An 18,581-nucleotide genomic window follows, 5' to 3' on the forward strand; every position below is an offset into this window, starting at 1 on the left:
TGGCGGCGGGTCAGGGTTCGTGGCCCCCCTCTGTCCCGAGACCTGAGAGATTCAGCGCGGGCGTTTGCGCGCCTTACTCCGTCGGTGCCAGCCCCCGTTTCCGGGCTTTGGGCTTTCCAGAGGTCCCTTCCCCACGCGGCCCTTCTGCCTGAGCGTTTCCGGGGGCCGGTTGCGCCTTCGGCGACGGCCACCGCGAGCGGCGCCGTTCTCTCCCGCGCGGGATCTGCGGGAACTCCTAGGTGCCCGAGCGCCGCGCCGCTTGCAAGGGGCGAGGAGCGTCGGCGTGCGGAATCGGCACATCGCCGGCGGGCATCATGTCACCAAGTGGTGACGGCATTCCGTATTTTGCACAGATTGTAGCGGTGAAATGGCGCCACACCGATGCTATTTCACGTCTCGATTGCGCCGCATCGGGCACGGTGCCGGCCCGCCTCGGAGATCCGTCCGCCATGTCAGCTTCGACCCTTGCCGCCCCGGCGCCCCCGCGGCGCCCGGCCGGCATCAACACCCCTGTCGCGCTCGGCGCCCTGGCCATCCTGCTGGCCGGCATGGCAGCCGTCGGGCAGCTCGTCAGCCCGCGCCAGGCGGCGCTCTACCTGCTGGGCGGAGCGCTTGGCCTCGTCCTCTACCACGCGGCCTTCGGCTTCACCTCCGCCTGGCGGGTCTTCATCGCCGACCGGCGCGGCGAAGGTCTGCGGGCGCAGATGGTGATGCTCGCCATCGCCGTGCTGCTGTTCTTCCCCGTGCTCTCCGCCGGCACGCTGCTGGGGCAGCCTGTGCAGGGGCTGGTCTCGCCGGTGGGCGTCTCGGTGGTGGTCGGCGCCCTCCTCTTCGGCATGGGGATGCAGCTCGGCGGCGGCTGCGCCTCCGGCACGCTCTACACGGCCGGCGGCGGCTCGACGCGCATGGTGCTGACCCTCGCGGCCTTCGTCGCCGGCTCGGCGCTCGGCGCGGCGCATCTGCACTGGTGGGCGGCGCTGCCGCACCTGCCGCCCATTTCCCTCGTCCAGAGCTGGGGCATGGTGCCCGCGCTGGCCGCCAACCTGGCGGTCTTCGCCCTGATCGCCGGCGTGACGGTGGTGCTGGAGCGGCGGCGGCATGGCCGGCTGGTGCGGGCCGCGGCCGCTCCACGCGCGGGGCTGGGCCGCTTCCTGCGTGGCCCCTGGCCGATCCTGGCGGGAGCGGTGGCCCTGGCGGTGCTGAACTTCGCGACCCTGACTCTGGCCGGGCGCCCCTGGGGCATCACCTCGGCCTTCGCCCTCTGGGGCTCCAAGGCCGCCCTCGCCCTGGGCTTCGACGTGAACAGCTGGCCCTACTGGTCCTCGCCGGCACAGCAGGCGGCGCTGCATGGCAGTGTGCTGAGCGACATCACCTCGGTGATGGATGTCGGCATCATCCTCGGCGCCATGCTGGCCGCGGCGCTGGCGGGCCGTTTCTCGCCGACGCTGCGGATTCCGCTGCGCTCCGCCGTCGCCGCGGTGGTGGGCGGCGTCATGCTCGGCTATGGCGCGCGGCTCGCCTATGGCTGCAACATCGGCGCCTACTTCTCCGGCATCGCCTCCGGCAGCCTGCATGGCTGGGTGTGGATGGTGGCCGCCTTCCTGGGAAACGTCCTCGGTACCCGTCTCCGCCCGCTCTTCGGGCTGGAGGTGGAACGCCTGCCGCGGCAGACCGGCTGCTGAGCGGCTGCTCCGGGCCGCGCGCGCCGCGGCCCGGTACGTCCTGCGCGGATGCGCTTCCACGCGCCAGGGCCTGCGATGCTCCTCCCGCCACTCCCTTCCGGGAAATCCGGAGCCTCGAAGGGGCCGCCCGCAGACGGCCGCGCCGGACCGTTTTCCAGCAACAACCGTGGCTCACACCGGCAGGGTCTCCCAGGGCTTTTTCCGCTCGCGTCGGCCCGCCGCAAAAGCTCCAGCCACTTGTTTCCCCAGGATCATCCGCCCGAACGGTTCCGTCTGGCTGGATGATGCGCTAGCGCGGGCCACGCTGGCGGTTCAGCGCCAGTTCCTCCGGGCTGAGCACGAAACCGAGCAGGATGCGCTTCTGCGCCGCCGCAGCCTGCGGTTGGCCGGGAATGCGGATGCTCAGCTCCTCGCCCTCGTTCTTCGTGCGCGAAACGTTGGATGGGAATTCAACCTGCATGGTATAGGTCGCGCGGGAAAGGATGTGGTTCCCGTTGTCCACCACCGCCACCATATAGGGGATCTCGGCGGTGCGGCCCTGGGCGGCGGGGCCGCGCTCCGCGTTGAAGTTGGGGGTGAGGGTGACGTCCAGCCCGGCTTGGCGGGGCGCGTAGTCGCATTTCGCCTGGAAGCCCGACAGGGAGGCGTTCAGTTCCATGGCCGTCAGGTCCTGCCCGCCGCCCGGGCGGAAGCGGGTCAGGTCCGCGGCATCGGCAAGGATGGCGATGCGCGGGCAGGGCGCCGTCGCATTGGACAACGGCGTGGCCGTTCCACCACCGCCGCTGCAGGCGCCGAGCAGCAGAACTGCCCCACCGATTGCCACCATCCCGCCGTTCCGGAGGTTCCGCGCCTTGACCATGCTGCCACTCTTCCCCTTAGTGCCGCGTCCGGATGCCCCGGCCGGTTGCCCGGGCACCGCCGCATGAACGACCATGACCCCATCGGACAGGCCAGCATGACCGTCAAGCCCGCCCTGTATGTGCTGCTCGCCGGCCCCCGGGGCTTCTGCGCCGGCGTGGACCGCGCGATCAAGATCGTCGAGGAGACGCTGCATCGCTTTGGCCCGCCCGTCTACGTCCGGCATGAGATCGTCCATAACCGCTTCGTGGTGAACAGCCTGCAGGCCAAGGGCGCTGTCTTCGTCGAGGAGCTGGACGAGGTGCCGGAGGATGCGCCGGTGGTGTTCAGCGCCCATGGCGTGCCCAAGGCGGTGCCGGCGGAGGCGAAGCGGCGAAACATGGTCTATCTGGACGCCACCTGCCCGCTGGTCTCCAAGGTGCACCGCGCCGCCGAGCACCAGGCGGCTGCCGGGCGGCATATCCTGCTGATCGGGCATGAGGGGCACCCGGAGGTGGTGGGCACGCTGGGCCAGCTGCCGCCCGGCTCCTTCACCCTGATCGAGACGGTGGAGGATGCCGAGCGCAAGCCGGTGCCCGACCTGCCGCTGACCTACACCACCCAGACCACCCTCTCGGTGGAGGATACCGCCGGCATCGTCGCCGCCCTGCGCCGCCGCTTCCCGGACATGGCCGAGCCTGCGAAGGAGAGCATCTGCTACGCCACCACCAACCGCCAGGCGGCGGTGAAGGCGATCGCCGCCCGCGCCGACATGGTGGTGGTGGTCGGCGCGCCGAACTCCTCCAACAGCGTGCGGCTGCGGGAGGTGGCGGAGCGCGCCGGCTGCCCGCGCGCCATCATGGTGCAGCGGGGCAGCGACCTCGACCCGGCGGTGGTGGAGGGGCTCGGCACCGTCGGCATTACCGCAGGCGCCAGCGCGCCGGAGGTGCTGGTGGAGGAAATCCTCGCCCGGCTGCGCGAGCGCTTCACGCTGACCCTTGAGGAAGTGGTCGTGGCGCAGGAAACTGTGACGTTCAAGCTGCCGGCGGCGCTGGCGAAGTAATCTGCATCAATGGGGCGCCCATGGCGGTCTATACCGAGGTTTCGGACGAGGCGTTGCGCGCCTTCCTCGCCGAATATGAGCTGGGCGAGCTGCTGGCCTTCCGCGGCATCGCCGAAGGGGTGGAGAACAGCAACTTCGCCCTCAAGACCAGCGGCGGCGACTTCATTCTCACCCTCTATGAGAAGCGGGTGGACCCGGCGGAGCTGCCCTGGTTCCTCGGGCTGATGCGGCATCTGGCGGCGCATGGCCTCTCCTGCCCGCTCCCTGTGGCGGGACGGGACGGCAGTGCCCTGCGCAGCCTCTGCGGCCGCCCGGCGGCCATCTGCACCTTCCTGCCCGGCGTCTGGCCCCGCCGGGTGCGGCAGGCGCATTGCGCGCCGGTGGGCGCGGCGCTGGCGCAGCTGCACAGTGCCGGCGAGGGCTTCCGCGCCGAGCGGCCGAACGCGCTCGGTCCACGCGCCTGGGCGCCGCTGCTGGACCGCTGCCGCGCCGGCGGCGACGCCGTACAGCCCGGCCTGGTCGTCGAGCTGGACGAGCACCTCGCCGGCATCCTGCGCGACTGGCCCCGGGGCCTGCCGCGCGGCCACATCCATGCCGATCTCTTCCCGGACAACGTCTTCTTCCTGGAGGAGGAGCGTGGCACGCCGCGCGTCTCCGGGCTGATCGACTTCTACTTCGCCTGCACCGACTTCCTGGCCTATGACCTCGCCATCTGCCTCAACGCCTGGTGCTTCGAGCCGGACCTTTCCCTCAACGTCACCAAGGCGCGGGCGCTGATCGGCGCCTATCAGGCGCTGCGGCCGTTCACCCCGGAGGAGCTGGAGGCGCTGCCGGTGCTCTGCCGTGGGGCCGCCATCCGCTTCCTGCTGACGCGCCTCTACGACTGGACCCACACGCCCGCCGGGGCGCTGGTGACGCGCAAGGACCCGCTGGAATACTTGCGCCGCCTGCGCTTCCATGCCGGGGCGAAGGATGTTGCCGCCTATGGCCTCTGACACGCCGCTTGACGCCTTCACCGAGGCCTCGCCCGAAGCATCGGAGCGGCTGGTCGAGATCTGGACCGATGGCGGCTGCAAGCCCAATCCCGGCCCCGGCGGCTGGGCCGCCATCCTGCGCTACGGCACGGCCGAGAAGGAGCTTTCCGGCTTCGACGCCGCCACCACCAACAACCGCATGGAACTGACCGCCGCCATCATGGCGCTGGAGACGCTGAAACGTCCCTGCACGGTGGTGCTGCACACGGACAGCGAGTACGTCCGCAACGGCATCAGCCGCTGGATCAACGGCTGGGTTCGCAACAACTGGCGCAACGCCGCCAAGGACCCGGTGGCGAACATGGAGCTGTGGCAGCGCCTGCTGGCCGCCGCCAAGCCGCACAAGGTGGATTGGCGCTGGGTGCGAGGCCATGCCGGCGACGCGATGAACGAGCGCGCCGACCAGCTCGCGACCGCGGCACGGCAGGCCGGCCGGTAGAGGCCCTGTTGTGAGCACCCCCAAAACCCGGCTCCGACACCAGTAAACTCCGTCGCCGCACAAGAACAACTTAGCCGCCAGCCAAATATTCGCGACGCCAATGACAAGATATAGTTGAGCGTTTCCAAATAAATGAAGACCAGAACCGCTGCTATGGAAGCGCGTGCAAGTATAGTATGCTGAGCTACGTCGTGCGCCTGAGAGGCCTCGATCTCAAGGTCAGTTCTCAGGCGCCGCCATCATGCCTGCGCATGCAAGCGCGTGGCTGCGAGCCATGCGCGGCCGAGGCCAGCGAAGCCGCCTTGGCGGCCTAGCGGCATCACCGATCGGATGCCTTGCCGAGGTTTGGCGCCGTGTCCCGGCGTCGAATGACTGACAGGGTCAGCATGCCTGCCGGGGTGCGCGGCTCTTACGGCGGACGCCCCGGTCACCAACAGGCAGCCTGCGGAGCGGCCAAATGCGGTGATCTGCCTCGCCAAAGGCAACCCAAGCGGCGATGGTGAGCCGGGCAATCGGCAGCGAAAGCGTAGCGCGCGAGATCTGGCCAGAAGGCTGAAGCCGAGCCAAGGCGCCCTGTTTTCTTCTACGGCAGGTCTCATGCTTCAGGCAGGTCAACATGGACGATGGGCGGCTCTCGCATCCGCCTGGCGCGAAGGTCGGGACTGAACGACCGATTGTGGCTTGAAGGCCCTCAGGCGTGTGCTGCCATCGCGTCGAGTGGTCGGAGGCGGCGGTGCTGACGGCTGCGGCGAAGCTCAGATCAGGGTCCGATTCCGTGATCGAGCCAGAATGGCCCGACGTCGCCCCCGCTCCTGACTGCATCCGGCCGAACCCACGCCTCACACTGAAGATGCCAAGCTTACGCTGATACCTCGATCCGGACTATGGTGCGGTATGGATTCACAGGTGGCCTCCGTCCAGGCGCAGCATGGCATCGATTTCACGACTCGGGACGAGGTACGAGGCATGCTGGCCTCGGCCAGGGGCCGCTTTTACGTCTACGCCCTGGGATGGCCTGACGGCACGCCGTTCTATATTGGGAAAGGCAGCAACTCGCCGGGCGTCGTTCCGCGGGTGTTCCAGCACGAGGCCGAGGCGAGGACCACCGCGCGACGCTCGCACAAGCTCAACATCCTGCGCAAACTGACCCGTGAGGGGCTGGTGCCCTGTTACGCAATCAGCGGGTTCTTCGATGGCGAGTTCGAGGCGCACGCGGTAGAGCGCGGCCTGATCCTGCGGATCGGGCGCCATGACCTTCGGACAGGGCCGCTCGCCAACCAAACGGACGGCGGCGAGGGCACGTCCAACCCGTCGCAGGAATCTCGCGATCGCCGCCTCGCTACCCTGGGCGGACAGTCGGACGACCCAGACCGGCGGCGCATCAACGAGTTCTTCGCGGAGATTGGGGGCCCGCAGGACTCGGTTCCGATCAAGCCGCTGCTGGGCTGGCGGAAGGCCGAACCCCTGGTACCAAGCTTGAAGGCAATCGGCCCCACCAGTCGGATGGCCAAGGCCGTTGTCGCCAGCGCGGCCGCGAACGGTGTCCTGCTGCGTCCCGGCGTGATGATCCCCCGCCTACTCCAGGTGGATGGAGTCGAGTACCTGATTGAAAACGGCTGCGGCAAGGAAGCGATCACGGCAGGCGTCCTCTCCGCTCCGCCCGCGGTCGTTCTCCCTCGCGACGAGAGCATGGCGCTCACGGAGCGGGGCTTCCGCTTCGTGGTGGGCACTTTCGGGGCGGAGCGGCTGGTCTCCCTCGGTGTCCTCGAACCCTAAATGCGGGCGGAGCGCCCGACTCAGGCGAGTTTGCTCATCAGCGGCACCGAGAGTGTTTATGAGGGACTTCTGAAGCACGCAGAGTCGCTGGCAGACCTCATGACCTGGTCAGCTCAGCACGCCGCAGTGGACCTTGACGTCCCTTACTTCGGCCTCGATTTCGTGGTCGCTCGTGGAGCCACAATCGACGGCTCCGGCATGCTCAAGCACCTCGATCCAGACTAACCTAAGCTGCCCCCACCCCGGTAAAGCGATGCAGTCTGACCCGCCGCTGTAATTTCCGAGGGTCATGCCGGATGTAGCACTGCATGGTCATGGCCGAGCCGTATGCGAATGGCCCAGCGTGCTCATCAGACCTCGCCCGCAGCGCCCTCCCCCGCCACCAGCGCCTCGACCTCGGCTCTCGACACGATCTCCCTGTCCACCAGCAGGTCCGCGAGGCGCCGGATGACGGCCGCATGCCGCCGCACCACCGTCCGCGCCTCGGCGTAGGCCGCGTCCAGCATCCCGGCGACGCGGCGCGCGACATCCGGCTGCTCCGCGAGTAGCGTGGGGACGTCGGCGGCATCCGGCATGCCGCGCCAAACCAGAGCGTCGCGCCCCTCGTCGAGGCCAAGGGCGGTTACAGCCACTGTCGCCAGCCACGTGGCCCTGCTGAGATCGCTTTCGACGCCGCCTCCGCTCGTGGCCGACGCGCCGCCGAGTAACTCCTCCTCGGCGGCGCGCCCGGCCAGCGCCTCCCGCAGCGTCGCGAGCAGGGCAGCGCGGGTTAAAGCGGGTCGGGTCTCGTCCACCTGCTTCCAGTGCACGCGGCCCGCCAGCCCCCTCGAAGGCACGATCGTCGCCGCGACCAAGGCGCCCGGTCGTTCGAGCGCCACCATCACGGCATGCCCGGCTTCGTGGACGGCCGTTCTATTCAAGGAGGCCAGCGGCGGGCTCGACGCCCTCCCTCTCACCTCCGCCTCCAGGTCAGAAAGCGTGCCTCCTCGCCGGTCATGCCGCGCCCGCCGCCGCATGCCGCGGACCCACCGCTCGGCGTCGGCGCCGGTCGAGCCGAGCCCGATGAGCGCGAGCCGCGACAGGTCGGCGTCCGGCAGCTCGTCGCCCAGGTGGTGCCGGAGGATGGCCGCGAGGGCCGCCTGGTCCGGCAGCGGCACCTGGATCAGGCGCTCCAGGCGACCCGGCCGCAGGATAGCCGGGTCGAGGCGGCTGGCGTCGTTGCAGCAGCCGACGACGACCACTCCCTCGCGCCCTGCGGCGCCGTCCAATTCTTCCAGGAACGCGTTGACGACCTGGACGGCGTAGCCGCGCTCGCGGCGGCCGAAGGCGGCTCGGTCGCCGAAGGCGTCGATTTCGTCCACGAGGAGGATGCAGGGCGCCGCCTTGCGCGCGTCATCGAAGGTCCTCTGCATGGCGCCGAGGGTGGTGCCGAGGTGGCCCTCTTGGGCGCCCTGCCACTGCGCGAGCGAGCCGGTCACGAGGTGCACGCCGCATTGCGCAGCCAGCGCCTTGGCGAAGGTGGTCTTGCCGGTGCCGGTGGGGCCGAACAGCACCGCGCCGCGGTCCACCTCCCGCCATGGCAACGTGCCCACGGCATAGTCCGCGAGGTCGCGCGCCACGTCCTTGCCCCAGCGCACGGCTTCATCCATCCCGTGCAAGCCGTCCAGCCTCAGCGCCTGATCGCCGATTTGCCTGCAGGCCAGCTGCGCGAGCCGAGTGAGGTAGGCTTCCGCATCCTGGCCCGGTCGCCGGGCGAGCCACAGGTCGGCGACGGTCACCCGCGCCGCCACCTCTGCCCCAATGGACACCGTGACTGGCGGGGCGCCGGTCAGGATCGTTGCTGTCTCGATGAGCGCTGGGGCGTCCGGTAGGCCAATGGTCACCCGCTCCGTAGCTGCACGCATGAGGTCGGAGGGCAGGAAGCGTGCGGGCGATGGGCTGAAGCCGTAGACCGGCCTACCACTCGCGACCACCGCACGAACCGCACGGTTCCCTTCGTCGGGACGGTGGTCTCGCGACTTCCCATCGCGGCGAAAAGCGACCCAAGCCGAGTTGGCCCCCTCTCCTTTGTGTCCGGATCCCTCCTGCTCCCCGCGGTCCGTGGCCGCCCTCGTCGCGGCGTGGATAAGCTCCCGCCAAGCTTCGGCGATGGGCTCGACCCACTCGGCGCCAGGGACCTCAACAACGATCACGGCGCCGGGCTGGCGCGCCCGTGCCTTCAGCCCAGGGTCGACTTCCAGCAGGCGTAGCACCATGGCGGTGGCGGCGATCTGGGCCGGATCGGCTGGTTCCGGCTGGCCGAGCGGACTACCATCGGCGGCCCGGAGCATGGCACCCCAAGCCTCACCTGGTGACGTGCCGAAATCGCCCGGCAGCGCGTCGACGGCCTCCTCGAACTCACCGGTCAGCCGGTCCATGAGACGCTCTCGGACCTCGTCATCCGTCAACGGCGCGGCGCCCTCCTGGTCCTCCTCCAGCGAAGGGGTGGTGGAAGCGCGCTTGTTGGTGCTGGCATCGGAATCAGACATGGGTCACCGCAGCTCCGGCGCGGGTGCGCCAGATTTACCGCCGCCCACCCCTGCCTCGCGGCAGAAGGCCCCTAGTTCACCGATGATGAGCATGGTGCCTCCTGTTCTGACAGCGCAACTGCAAGGGCGAAGCAACTCAGCGCCCGAAACAGGACCGGAACATGAAGGCGGTGGTCAAAACATTCTTCTGGCCGAAATGTTTGCCAACGAGGGAGCGCTGAACTCCAACCGGATGAGGGATACTCCGCCGGACCTCACATCTCGCTTGCTGGCGACGCGTGCATCCTGACGACGCCAGAGAGGAGACGCCCACATGGAAGACGAGCGGCGCTGGCAGATCGCCGAGGACGGCATCCTGCAGATTGAGAAGTTCATCCGCCGCGGCGACATGGAGATGGCCACCACCACCTTCGAGCTGACGGCCGACGGCCTGATAGCCTTTGCGAATGCCAAGCAGATGTCCCGGCTGCGGAAGCTTGCGGCGGCCCTGGACATCCGCGATCCGGGCTGGGCCGAGGAGCCGCTGGAGGACCTGCAGGCTGTCGAGCCTTCTCGGTTCGGGATGCACTGACCGGCACCCTGAGCGGGCGATTCCCGGTTATCTAGGACTGCCGGGACGAACGAGAGGCTCCCAGCCGACGCCACACCTCAGATGCAAGGTGACCGAAGGCGGACACATGCATGATGCGGTACCGAGTACTGAGCGCTACCGGACGTACTGGACTGCCAAGGCTTCCTCGCCCCGCATCGTGAGCACCCGCCGGACGAAGCGCCCGACATCGGGTATCCCACCCGTGACCGCCAGCTCGACCACCCGTTCGCCAGCCTTCCGCCGTCGCCGCCAGTCCGCGTAGGGGTAGTCGGCGATCGGCAGGAAGGTGTCCCGTCCGCGTGGAGCCGGGAACGGCTTGGTCGCCCCGCTGTTGATCGGGCTCAGCGTGATCCGCTCACGGTAGGCCGCCACCAAGGAGGCGGCGTCCAGTTCCAGGACATCATGCTCCAGGGCGCGGTACGGCTTTGCCGTCAGCAGCCGGTGCAGGCGGTCACGGGTGAGCCACATGAACACCCGCGCGTTCAGGATGCGGTACCACTCCTTGGGTGTCAGGCCATCCTGCAGGCACCGCGCCAAGCCCGCATCGTCCATGGGCTTCTGGTCCCGGATGGTCGCCCGGCCCAGGCGAGGATGTTCGAGGACGACGCCCTCGCCGCGCCGCTCGGCTTCGATGACCTCCCTCCGGCCGCCGGTCACCTCGAATCGGTCCAGGAGGGCGGAGGTGCTCAGGAGCCCGTGCCGCTGGATCGAAGGCCAGCTCCCGCGCTCGGCCATGTGGTAGAGCACGGGACAGTCACGGAGGAGTTCGTCGAGCTCGTCGTTGGTCACCAGGTCAGCCAGTCAATCGTTGAGCCGCAGCTGCCAAGGGTGCCACCGGGACGGGGCGCCCACCAGCCACCTCCCTGCCCTTCCGGTTCGATGTCGAACCGGCGCAAGGATTCGCGACGCCTGCGTCACATAGCCGAATCCTTATCCTGACCGATGGGCGGAAAGATGGCCGCTCGTCAGCACCGAGCGGGTGTTGCCGATCGCCCCCGGAACCTCGTAGCCTCCGCAATGGGGGCGTCGCGGCCAGGTGCCGAGGCCCCAACAGGAACGACGGAACACCGTGACCCAGCTGCAGCAGCTCCAGGACCTGCTCGCCGACGGCTCCGTGTGGCGCTCGTCCAAGCTGCGTTCGCTGGGCATCCGGCCGCAGGCCATCGCCAACGCCCTCAAGGCCGGTCAGATCTGTCAGGTCAGCAAGGGCTTCTACTACCGCACCGACGCCGGGGTGGACCCAGAGTTCGCCAGCTTGGTCGCCGCCTGCCACCGCATGCCGCAGGGCGTCGCCTGCCTACTGTCGGCCGCCCACCTGACCGGGCTTGCGGACCGGGTACCCGAGCAGCCGTGGATCGCGCTGCCAGCGAACGCCCATGGCAGCACCGCCCGTGGACAGGCCGGGCGCCTGCTGCGGTGGACTTATGACGGCGCCTTCGAGGCAGGTATCGTGGAACGGCGCATCGGCGGCGCCTCCATCAAGCTCACCGGCCCGGCCCGCACAGTAGTTGACTTGGTCCGGTACGGCCGACACCTGGGCGGCTTGGAACCGGCGGCCGACGCGACCCGGCGCTTTGTTGCGAGCGGGGGAGCGTTCGCCGACGTCGCCACTATCGCCATGCAGTTGCGCGTCCCCGAGGAGACGCTGCGTCGGCTGGAGACACTTCGGGTGGTCATGGCGGCGACATAGCCGAGCCAGGGTTCAGCCACACAGCGGCATCTTCGGCGTACCTGCCTCACGGGCGAGCCGCCCGGCGAAACCTTGGTTCCCGAGCACGAGTTGGCACCCGGACACAGCCGGACGAACACCATGCTCGCCTCCTTCCTGATGGGCCTCGTCGGCGGACAGCGGGCGATGACGCCGCTGGTCGCGGTCTCTATCGCCTCAGCGACCGGCAACCTGCCCGGCGGCAACGGCGCGCCGCGGATACTCTCCCACCCGTACGTGGTGGCATCCACGGTTGCCCTCGCCGCCGCCGAGTTGGCGGGCGACAAGATGAAGACGGCGCCGGACCGCGTCGTGCCCATTGGTCTCGTCGCGCGGTTCACGACCTCCGCCATCGCCGGGGCAGCCTTGGCGCCGCGGCAGGACCGCTGGCTCGGCGCGGCGGTCGGCGGCTTGACCGCCCTCGCTGCCTCCTACCCAGGCTGGCGCGCCCGCATCGCCACCATGCCGCGTTACGGCCAGACACGGACCGGCTTGGTCGAGGACGCGATCGTCGTTGTCGGCGCGATCACCATCCTACGTGCATTCGCCACCCCTTCTGGCCGCAGCAGACACTGACGCCTCGGCTGCGGAGTGGGTGAGCTCCGCCAGCCGTCGGTGGGCACCGGGGCGGGTGTTCGTGGTGGAGGTGTCGCTTCATTCACGCCGCAGCACTTCACTATGGAAGGGAGGCACGGCTTGCTACCGTGGCGGTGAAGCGGGCGCCCAACCAGCTCGAGCCGTGGTCAGTCCACCGTCGGGTCCTGCATGCGGATCCAGACCGTCGGCCCCACGTCCACAATGGGACTGGTGGCCAGGGCGAGCGCGGCTAGGCTGGGCAGGACGTGGGCATGGAGGATACGTGCCCTTGCTGGCTCGGTCGGCGGCGTCGTGCCACGCAACGGCACCACCGAGACGTTCTCCGCCGCCCATGCCTCCCAGGCCATGTCCGCGCTCTCGTCCGGCGCCCATGCCTGCCCATCCACCGCATCCCAGTCCACCTTCGGGCGCGCGGCAGGCAGGTGCAGCGCGCCCGCGACGGGCTGGAAGGTGACATCCGACCCATCGGTCCGGAGCACGCAGACGCAGAGGCTCCCCCCTTCCCGCTCGGAGTAGACCGCCTCGCCACCAGGAAGCTCGACGAGGGCCACGTCCTTGGGCAGCCGGACGTTGGCGATCACCGGGTACAAGACGTGGGGCGGAGCCGACATGGCAAGCTCCCGCGCCTGCTTGGTCACTTCCTCGTCGAACTCGGCCAGGAACGGTGACCCGGCGCTCCGGAAGAGGCGGCGGGCCACGTGCGCCAAGAAGCCATCCTTGGGAGGGTTGGTGCTGAGGGTGGCGTAGACGGAGGCGCGCCTGGCGCCATCCCGCTGAACGTTGTGCATGGCTGTCTCCTCGGTGCCAGCGGCACCGTCGTGTTGGGGAAGGCAGCGGCGCTGGCGGCCTGGGGCGCACCGGCGCCGCCGGTTGTCAGGCGTGCCCGCCGCCCATCGGAATTTCCGAGCCGTCCGGCCGGGTGAGCACCAGCTGGCGCCTGCCGACGAAGGACAGGGCGAGCGCCAAGGCGAACAGGTCGTGGAGAACCGTTTCCTCCGCCCACCGCTGGGCAGCCGGGACCCCCAGGCCCTTGTCGTGGCAGGTCACCCGCATGCTCGCCCTGGCCCAAGTCCTCCAGCGCCTGGCATCGGCGACCAGCGGCTTGCCCGCCCAGAGCCTGTCCCAGGCGGTGACTGGGCGAGGGTTGGCGGGCACTAGGTGCGCCGTGAACGGGCACTCCCGGATGGTCACGCCATCCGACTAGAGACGGAACATGTCGACGGCGCCATCCCCCCGAACCTCGGCGAACACGCCGAGGGCGCCGATGTCGTGCGGGAGTTGCACGAGGACGCTCTTCGTCGGCATCCAGATGCTCGCGATGGCCTGCAGCATGAAGGCCGCCCCTCCTTTGGCCTGCAGCTTCGCCGGGAGGTCGGCGTAACCATCCTCCAGCGCGATCGGGAGAATGCGCTCCTGCTTGCGGAGCCGGATGGCGACCTCGGCGACACGGCCAGTGCTGGGGGCGGTAAGGAGGTGGTGCACGAGGTCGAAGGGCTTCGTGCTCGCCTGGAATTCGGACATGACTTCTCCTTCGCGCCCGAGGGGCGCGTTGCGACTGCCTGAGATGTTGTGGGACCGGCCGGGCGCCTTGCCCGGCCGGAAGCTCAGTGGCGGGCGGCGCGGACGACCGAGGCGATGTCCGGCATGAACCTGGGCGAGGTGGCGGCGGCCAGCACCGTGAGGTCGTTGAGGCCGACGCCGCAGAACAGCTGGAGTCCCTCCGCCGGAGTGACGTCGGGGTCGAAGAGTTCCATCGAGAGCTTCCGCTTGGCCCACCGCGTCCAGCGTTCGTCGGCCGCCGGGCTATCGGTCCAGCGGCCTTCCATGATGGCCGTCCAGTCGGTCCGGGTGCGCCGCGCCTTGCCGAGCCTGCGCATCCCGAAGGGGAGGCAACGGACCGGTCCGGCGCCGTCCCGCCGGACCGAGCGGGTCCAGACGCTGCCGTCGCGCAGCGTGCCCGCGAGGATGCCGCGGCGTTCACCGCCGAGCCAGGCGCACTCGACCCAGACCTTGCCGAACGGCTCCAGCCCGGCCAGCAGCGGGAAGGAGACGCCCGCAGGTGCGTGGCACAGCCTGATGATGGCCGCCGTGGCCTGCGGCTTGGGCGCGACGTAGCCCACGACACCAGCGGCGAGGAGGCGGGCAGTGCTGCCCAGCAGGCCCGGCTCGTCCACCTGGCCAAGCAGCTCCTTGTGGAGCGGGAAGAAATCTGCGGGAACTTCGGAAGTCGTGCGCATGCGGCTCTCCTCTTCGCTGCGCGGCATTCGATGTGCGCGAGGAGGGCATGGCTTCAGGCGTTCACAGGCGCTCCCGAGGGAGGCGGCTGCGTGGACCTGAGATTGTAAAAGTCCCTCTCGCGCGGCAAAGAACGACGACGGGCACCCGGGTGGGGTGCTGGTCGTCAGGCCGCGGCTATGAGGGTACGGTTCATGGCGCGGCTTATGGCCCCGCCTCACCTGCTTTGTCGATCGGTTTTTTGTGTCGGCGCCGAGATTTTTTTGGCGGCAAGGATTGCCCGCTCCGAATTCTTGAGCCGAACACATGCTCCAAGGAAAGCATGCGTCGGTGAACGCGGCAGCACCGCTTCCGCGCGCCCCCAACGTCAGCGACACCTCGTATCCAACCAGGACAGCACTTCGAGGAGCGGCTGCTGGACCTGGACCACGCGCCCTCCGGGCAGGAGGAGGACGGTCCCGGTGTCGGTCTCGCACGCGGCCACCACGGCGGTCGCGGACAGAGCCTGCAAGTTGCCGTCCAGATCACGCAGCAGGACGAAGCGCCCGAACCTCTGACCTTCCTCGATCTCCATGCCCATCGCCTTCCCAGATGCCGGACCTGCGTCCGGTGGCGGCTCAGTTCTCCCTGCCGCGCCCGGCCGCCTGGCCAAGCACGTAGAGCCTGGACAGCGTGCGGGCCCAACCGGCCGTGGTGTCGATGGCCCAGATCTCCGTGGTGCGGATCGGCCCGTCACCCAGGTGGGGATGGCCCGTGCCCAACCCGACCAGCGACACCATGGATCTCGTGGCGAGGGTCCACTGGTCGATCACCGGCGCCTGGTCGATCTCGGCCACGGGAGGGTACACGCCCGCTGCCATGTACCGGAGGTCCGCGGCGAGGCGTTCCAGACGGACGGCCTCGGCGATGAGGTAAGGACGCGCGTGCGCGAGCCCACGGTCGAGCATGATCATCTTGGTGACGCTCTCCAGGAATGTGGACATGTGGAGACCGCAAGCCGCGGCCAGGAGCTCAGGCGGACCGGGCGACCGCTATTCGGCGCCATGACCAGCCGAGCGCCAAGCCACCGTCACGAGCGGCGGCGGCGCCTCGCCTGACAGGGGTGGTGGTGGTGTGGGACGGGCTCATGGGCCGCACTATCAACCACCGGCCGTGACAGTCCGAGTCATTCTTTTGCCGAAATCGTTTGCTGCATGCGTCTGACGCCTTGCGGGTATCGGTATCAAGAGCAACCGGGCGCCTCCCGCAACAGTAGCTGATAATAGACAAAAGACCCATAAAAATGATTCGACTTTGCATCTTTTGTCTCGTCAACCTCGAATCGCGCCTCAGTGGCGCCGGAGCAGGGAGGCGGTCGTGCGTGAATGCGAACGATGGATCTCGTCGGCGTGGTGCGGCGATCCGGGAATGCCTAATCCGGAAGACATGTCTGCTTGGCAGCCCAGCCGACCTAGGCGGCCAATGGCAGACACCAGACTGGTCGAGACCAGCCGCCGCGCTCCTCGGGCCGTGCTCTGCCTCTCCACCGCCGCCTATCTGTGTGGCTTGGCATCCACGGCGCCGACGAAGTTCTGGCTCGCCCTGCCGCAGGGCGCGAACGCTGTAAAGGTGGAGGCCGTCGAGCACCGGTGGATCCGCTGGAGCTACGCGGGCGCTTTCACCGTCGGCATCGTGGAGGCCGCCATCGAGGGTGTCACGGTCCGGTGGACCGGACCTTCCCGCACCGTCGTGGACCTGGTCCGCTACGCCCGCCACCTCCGCAGCCTGCGCCCGGGGGTGGAGGCTGCGCGCCGCTACGTCGAGGCGGGTGGCCACCCCGACGAACTGCTGGCGGTCGCAAACGAGGTGCACGCGCCAGCGGCGGCCCTGGAGAGCATCACCATGCTAACGATGCTGCTGAAGGAATAGCGAGGTGGGCGATCCCGATGCGCAGTCCGGCTGGTCGACCCACCGCCGCGACCTGCGCGCCGTTGCCCGCATTTTGGATGCGCTGGCCGGATCGGGGCCGCGGGACACCGTGGCGGTCAGGGGCGCCTGGTGCTTCCAGTGCTGGTTCGGGCGGATGCCCAGGCTGACGCGGGGCCTGGACCTGGCCATGATCCCGTCAGTCGACGAGATGGCGCCGACGGCTCGAAACGTCCTGGCGGGGCTGATGGCCCGTGACATCGGTGTCGGCGAACCGCGGGTGGCCGGGGATGGCTGGACGGCCCGCACGACAGCCGATCTCCGCATCCTCTGCGGTGACAAGTGGGTGCCCGTCCATGTCTCGGTTGCCCACGATGTCGCCGACCACCGGCACGTTGAATTCCTGAGGGCGCCCACATGCAACGGTGCCACCGCCTGCCTCGTGCCTTGCCTGACGCGGGACTGGCTCGTGGCGGAGAAGGCGGCGCTGCTGGTCACCTACGGGCCGGACCATACACGCCTCCAGGACATCTTCGACATCTGCGTCCTGCAAGCATGCGCCAGCTTCGAGGCCACGGCGCTGGCCAGCGTGTTCGCCCGCGTCTTCTCCGGACGGGACGCCGCCACGATGCTGCGCCGATCTGACGGGTACTGGGAAGCGGCGTTGGATCGGCGACGCCTTGGACGCGCGCAGTTCCAAATGTGGGAAGCCATCGCGGGTAGCGCCGAGGGAGCGCATTCCGTGCCAGGCCTGCCGCAGGCGCTGGACCAGGTGGCCGACTTCCTCCTTCCCTTGCTCGAGCAGCTGCGCGCCCAGCGGCAGCCTTCCGGATCGTGGCGGAGCACTTCCGGTTGGGTGCGGCAGCATCGACAAGACTGGTGTGGCGACCTCAGGCAGCTGTCGCTGCTGGCGCAGCTCCGGACGCCGCGCGCTAGGCAGGTGGGCCCGGCACGAGTCGGAATCGGGAGCCCTGGCGCAGCCGCCCACCTGCGGAAGCGGCATGCGACATGACCGCCATCGCGAAAAAAAGCGCGGGCTCGGCAAAAAAGGCCCTGGTCAAAGCGCGCGTCGCGTGTGAAAAGGCCGCCATGACGCAACCGTCCGACATCGATGTCGTGAGCGCCTGGGGCACTGCTCCGGCGGATGTCGCGTCCACTCCCCTCCTCCGCCTGATATCGCGCACCTAACGCCGAGCCGCGTTCGCGGCTTGTCGGTTCCGCGCTCTCACTAGGTCGCCCCCTCGAGAAGCGGGCGTGCATGCGTCGTCCCTCGACGTCCGCATGCACGCCCCGCTCCCGGGACCGGTCGACATGGTCATCCGATGTCAGGACTTTGCCCCGTAGCGGGCGATGAGGAGGCCGCATGTTCGAGCACATCGACGTCTGCGTACGACCGGCTGTCACGGGTTCCGTTGCCAGGAGCATCGACCTGTCCGGCGGGCGCGTATCGCCCAGCGAAGCGCAGTCGCTCGTGCGGCGTGCCATCGCGATGCACGGGACTGCCCGACGCACCGCCAGCGCATCGCACCGGGCCATCGTGAACCAGTTCCCGAGCAACAAGATGAAGGCATGCTTCGCAGCCGAGTCCAAAGCGGAGGCGTCGGTCCTGGTGCTGGCCGATGTGCTGGAGCCCGTCCGGGCGTTTCGCCCGCAGGCGATTGCCATCCAGTTCAACCACGATGGGCGCAGGTGCACCGCATACCCCGACGTCGCGGTCGAGACGACGCGAGGCCAGGTCGAGTTCTGGGAGTGCAAGGGTGACCGCGAACTGAGCGCCGTGGCCAACGCTCGCCTGAAATCCTTGGGCCGGGTCCTCGGCGCCGCGGGAATCACGTACCGCATCGTCAGGCCGGACTGGAGCCGTCGGGAGCCGCGGGCTTCGAACGCCAACCGCATCTGGCGCCTCGCTGACTACCCGCTGATTCCGGAGCAGGTGCGCGTCACCTTGGATGCGTTGCGCGACGGCGCCGCCACGCTTGGCGAACTGGGGCGGCTGACCGGCGTCCCTCGCCCTCACCTGCTCGCGATAGTCGCGCACGGGGTCTTCGCCCTGAACATCGCCTCGTCCCCTATCGGGGACCACTCACCGGTTCGCAACATCCACCAGCATGCCACCTCCGGTGGCTGCGGCGCCTCCAAGGGACAGGATTTCCAATGAGCAACCACAGCACGCGCCACGGCCGAA

General features: G+C 69.0%; 21 protein-coding genes and 2 riboswitches. Of the genes, 12 read left to right on the plus strand and 9 right to left on the minus strand.

Going from position 1 to position 18,581, the window contains the following annotated elements; all coding sequences use genetic code 11:
- Positions 1 to 27: 27 nt before the first annotated feature.
- Positions 28 to 123: riboswitch (glycine riboswitch) on the minus strand.
- 3 nt (positions 124 to 126) lie between these two features.
- A riboswitch (glycine riboswitch) is annotated at positions 127 to 225 on the minus strand.
- Positions 226 to 449: 224 nt separating this feature from the next.
- On the plus strand, positions 450 to 1,682 hold the full coding sequence (locus QMO56_RS18280; protein ID WP_283528059.1) for a YeeE/YedE family protein: 1,233 nt from the start codon (positions 450 to 452) through the stop codon (positions 1,680 to 1,682).
- A gap of 289 nt (positions 1,683 to 1,971) precedes the next feature.
- Here the strand turns inward: QMO56_RS18280 and QMO56_RS18285 are convergent, their stop codons facing one another.
- Positions 1,972 to 2,439: a hypothetical protein gene (locus tag QMO56_RS18285; RefSeq protein ID WP_283528061.1), complete on the minus strand. Its 468-nt coding sequence runs from the start codon at positions 2,437 to 2,439 to the stop codon at positions 1,972 to 1,974.
- Between the two features lie 165 nt (positions 2,440 to 2,604).
- On the opposite strand from QMO56_RS18285, the gene ispH reads away from it, so the two are divergent.
- From ispH to QMO56_RS18305, 4 genes are all read left to right on the plus strand, one after another.
- A complete protein-coding gene (gene ispH, locus QMO56_RS18290) occupies positions 2,605 to 3,582 on the plus strand; it encodes a 4-hydroxy-3-methylbut-2-enyl diphosphate reductase (protein WP_283528063.1) in 978 nt (325 codons plus the stop codon).
- Between the two features lie 20 nt (positions 3,583 to 3,602).
- Positions 3,603 to 4,577, plus strand: coding sequence for a homoserine kinase (locus QMO56_RS18295; protein ID WP_283528065.1), 975 nt, complete (start codon positions 3,603 to 3,605; stop codon positions 4,575 to 4,577).
- Entirely contained in the window at positions 4,567 to 5,055 is a 489-nt protein-coding gene (gene rnhA, locus QMO56_RS18300) for a ribonuclease HI (RefSeq protein ID WP_283528067.1), read from the plus strand. The genes QMO56_RS18295 and rnhA overlap by 11 nt, the downstream gene beginning before the upstream one ends.
- 906 nt (positions 5,056 to 5,961) lie before the next feature.
- The gene (locus QMO56_RS18305) at positions 5,962 to 6,831 is read left to right on the plus strand and encodes a GIY-YIG nuclease family protein (protein ID WP_283528069.1); all 870 of its coding nucleotides are present in this window, start codon (positions 5,962 to 5,964) and stop codon (positions 6,829 to 6,831) included.
- A gap of 350 nt (positions 6,832 to 7,181) precedes the next feature.
- Here the strand turns inward: QMO56_RS18305 and QMO56_RS18310 are convergent, their stop codons facing one another.
- The gene (locus tag QMO56_RS18310) at positions 7,182 to 9,359 is read right to left on the minus strand and encodes an AAA family ATPase (RefSeq protein ID WP_283528070.1); all 2,178 of its coding nucleotides are present in this window, start codon (positions 9,357 to 9,359) and stop codon (positions 7,182 to 7,184) included.
- 313 nt (positions 9,360 to 9,672) lie between these two features.
- Here QMO56_RS18310 and QMO56_RS18315 point away from each other — a divergent pair, with 313 nt between their 5' ends.
- Positions 9,673 to 9,930 (plus strand): hypothetical protein, encoded by a 258-nt coding sequence (locus QMO56_RS18315; RefSeq protein ID WP_283528072.1) that lies wholly within the window; start codon positions 9,673 to 9,675, stop codon positions 9,928 to 9,930.
- 135 nt (positions 9,931 to 10,065) lie between these two features.
- Here the strand turns inward: QMO56_RS18315 and QMO56_RS18320 are convergent, their stop codons facing one another.
- Positions 10,066 to 10,740 (minus strand): DUF7002 family protein, encoded by a 675-nt coding sequence (locus tag QMO56_RS18320; RefSeq protein WP_283528074.1) that lies wholly within the window; start codon positions 10,738 to 10,740, stop codon positions 10,066 to 10,068.
- A gap of 280 nt (positions 10,741 to 11,020) precedes the next feature.
- On the opposite strand from QMO56_RS18320, the gene QMO56_RS18325 reads away from it, so the two are divergent.
- Positions 11,021 to 11,641, plus strand: a complete 621-nt coding sequence (locus tag QMO56_RS18325; protein ID WP_283528076.1) for an AbiEi antitoxin N-terminal domain-containing protein — start codon at positions 11,021 to 11,023, stop codon at positions 11,639 to 11,641.
- 120 nt (positions 11,642 to 11,761) lie between these two features.
- Positions 11,762 to 12,235: a DUF4126 family protein gene (locus tag QMO56_RS18330; RefSeq protein ID WP_283528078.1), complete on the plus strand. Its 474-nt coding sequence runs from the start codon at positions 11,762 to 11,764 to the stop codon at positions 12,233 to 12,235.
- A 167-nt stretch (positions 12,236 to 12,402) separates the two neighbouring features.
- On the opposite strand, the gene QMO56_RS18335 is transcribed toward QMO56_RS18330, so the two are convergent.
- From QMO56_RS18335 to QMO56_RS18360, 6 genes are all read right to left on the minus strand, one after another.
- The gene (locus QMO56_RS18335; RefSeq protein WP_283528079.1) at positions 12,403 to 13,044 is read right to left on the minus strand and encodes a hypothetical protein; all 642 of its coding nucleotides are present in this window, start codon (positions 13,042 to 13,044) and stop codon (positions 12,403 to 12,405) included.
- Between the two features lie 85 nt (positions 13,045 to 13,129).
- Entirely contained in the window at positions 13,130 to 13,309 is a 180-nt protein-coding gene (locus tag QMO56_RS18340) for a hypothetical protein (protein WP_283528081.1), read from the minus strand.
- 147 nt (positions 13,310 to 13,456) lie between these two features.
- Positions 13,457 to 13,777 (minus strand): hypothetical protein, encoded by a 321-nt coding sequence (locus QMO56_RS18345; RefSeq protein WP_283528083.1) that lies wholly within the window; start codon positions 13,775 to 13,777, stop codon positions 13,457 to 13,459.
- An 83-nt stretch (positions 13,778 to 13,860) separates the two neighbouring features.
- A complete protein-coding gene (locus QMO56_RS18350) occupies positions 13,861 to 14,493 on the minus strand; it encodes a hypothetical protein (protein ID WP_283528085.1) in 633 nt (210 codons plus the stop codon).
- A 365-nt stretch (positions 14,494 to 14,858) separates the two neighbouring features.
- Positions 14,859 to 15,065, minus strand: coding sequence for a hypothetical protein (locus QMO56_RS18355; RefSeq protein ID WP_283528087.1), 207 nt, complete (start codon positions 15,063 to 15,065; stop codon positions 14,859 to 14,861).
- Positions 15,066 to 15,108: 43 nt separating this feature from the next.
- Positions 15,109 to 15,474: a DUF6634 family protein gene (locus tag QMO56_RS18360; RefSeq protein WP_283528089.1), complete on the minus strand. Its 366-nt coding sequence runs from the start codon at positions 15,472 to 15,474 to the stop codon at positions 15,109 to 15,111.
- Between the two features lie 478 nt (positions 15,475 to 15,952).
- On the opposite strand from QMO56_RS18360, the gene QMO56_RS18365 reads away from it, so the two are divergent.
- The 4 genes from QMO56_RS18365 (at position 15,953) to QMO56_RS18380 (ending at position 18,554) form a co-directional block, all read left to right on the plus strand.
- On the plus strand, positions 15,953 to 16,399 hold the full coding sequence (locus QMO56_RS18365; RefSeq protein WP_283528091.1) for a type IV toxin-antitoxin system AbiEi family antitoxin: 447 nt from the start codon (positions 15,953 to 15,955) through the stop codon (positions 16,397 to 16,399).
- Positions 16,400 to 16,403: 4 nt separating this feature from the next.
- Positions 16,404 to 17,408, plus strand: coding sequence for a nucleotidyl transferase AbiEii/AbiGii toxin family protein (locus QMO56_RS18370; RefSeq protein WP_283528093.1), 1,005 nt, complete (start codon positions 16,404 to 16,406; stop codon positions 17,406 to 17,408).
- Complete coding sequence (locus QMO56_RS18375) at positions 17,405 to 17,584, plus strand: hypothetical protein (RefSeq protein ID WP_283528095.1); 180 nt, start codon at positions 17,405 to 17,407, stop codon at positions 17,582 to 17,584. Before QMO56_RS18370 ends, QMO56_RS18375 begins: the two co-directional genes overlap by 4 nt.
- 175 nt (positions 17,585 to 17,759) lie before the next feature.
- On the plus strand, positions 17,760 to 18,554 hold the full coding sequence (locus QMO56_RS18380) for a hypothetical protein (RefSeq protein ID WP_283528096.1): 795 nt from the start codon (positions 17,760 to 17,762) through the stop codon (positions 18,552 to 18,554).
- Positions 18,555 to 18,581 lie beyond the last annotated feature (27 nt).

Origin of the sequence: Roseomonas sp. E05, assembly GCF_030063475.1 — a bacterium.
In the GTDB taxonomy this organism is placed as follows: domain Bacteria; phylum Pseudomonadota; class Alphaproteobacteria; order Acetobacterales; family Acetobacteraceae; genus Pseudoroseomonas.

Bases quoted from the DNA above. Each gene is read 5' to 3' on its own strand.
- QMO56_RS18375 (WP_283528095.1), top strand. From the start codon at position 17,405: ATGACCGCCATCGCGAAAAAAAGCGCGGGCTCGGCAAAAAAGGCCCTG.
- QMO56_RS18360 (WP_283528089.1), bottom strand. From the start codon at position 15,474: ATGTCCACATTCCTGGAGAGCGTCACCAAGATGATCATGCTCGACCGT.
- QMO56_RS18315 (WP_283528072.1), top strand. From the start codon at position 9,673: ATGGAAGACGAGCGGCGCTGGCAGATCGCCGAGGACGGCATCCTGCAG.
- QMO56_RS18330 (WP_283528078.1), top strand. From the start codon at position 11,762: ATGCTCGCCTCCTTCCTGATGGGCCTCGTCGGCGGACAGCGGGCGATG.
- QMO56_RS18355 (WP_283528087.1), bottom strand. From the start codon at position 15,065: ATGGAGATCGAGGAAGGTCAGAGGTTCGGGCGCTTCGTCCTGCTGCGT.
- QMO56_RS18310 (WP_283528070.1), bottom strand. From the start codon at position 9,359: ATGTCTGATTCCGATGCCAGCACCAACAAGCGCGCTTCCACCACCCCT.
- QMO56_RS18380 (WP_283528096.1), top strand. From the start codon at position 17,760: ATGTTCGAGCACATCGACGTCTGCGTACGACCGGCTGTCACGGGTTCC.
- QMO56_RS18335 (WP_283528079.1), bottom strand. From the start codon at position 13,044: ATGCACAACGTTCAGCGGGATGGCGCCAGGCGCGCCTCCGTCTACGCC.
- QMO56_RS18350 (WP_283528085.1), bottom strand. From the start codon at position 14,493: ATGCGCACGACTTCCGAAGTTCCCGCAGATTTCTTCCCGCTCCACAAG.
- QMO56_RS18295 (WP_283528065.1), top strand. From the start codon at position 3,603: ATGGCGGTCTATACCGAGGTTTCGGACGAGGCGTTGCGCGCCTTCCTC.
- rnhA (WP_283528067.1), top strand. From the start codon at position 4,567: ATGGCCTCTGACACGCCGCTTGACGCCTTCACCGAGGCCTCGCCCGAA.
- ispH (WP_283528063.1), top strand. From the start codon at position 2,605: ATGAACGACCATGACCCCATCGGACAGGCCAGCATGACCGTCAAGCCC.
- QMO56_RS18345 (WP_283528083.1), bottom strand. From the start codon at position 13,777: ATGTCCGAATTCCAGGCGAGCACGAAGCCCTTCGACCTCGTGCACCAC.
- QMO56_RS18365 (WP_283528091.1), top strand. From the start codon at position 15,953: ATGGCAGACACCAGACTGGTCGAGACCAGCCGCCGCGCTCCTCGGGCC.
- QMO56_RS18340 (WP_283528081.1), bottom strand. From the start codon at position 13,309: ATGCGGGTGACCTGCCACGACAAGGGCCTGGGGGTCCCGGCTGCCCAG.
- QMO56_RS18280 (WP_283528059.1), top strand. From the start codon at position 450: ATGTCAGCTTCGACCCTTGCCGCCCCGGCGCCCCCGCGGCGCCCGGCC.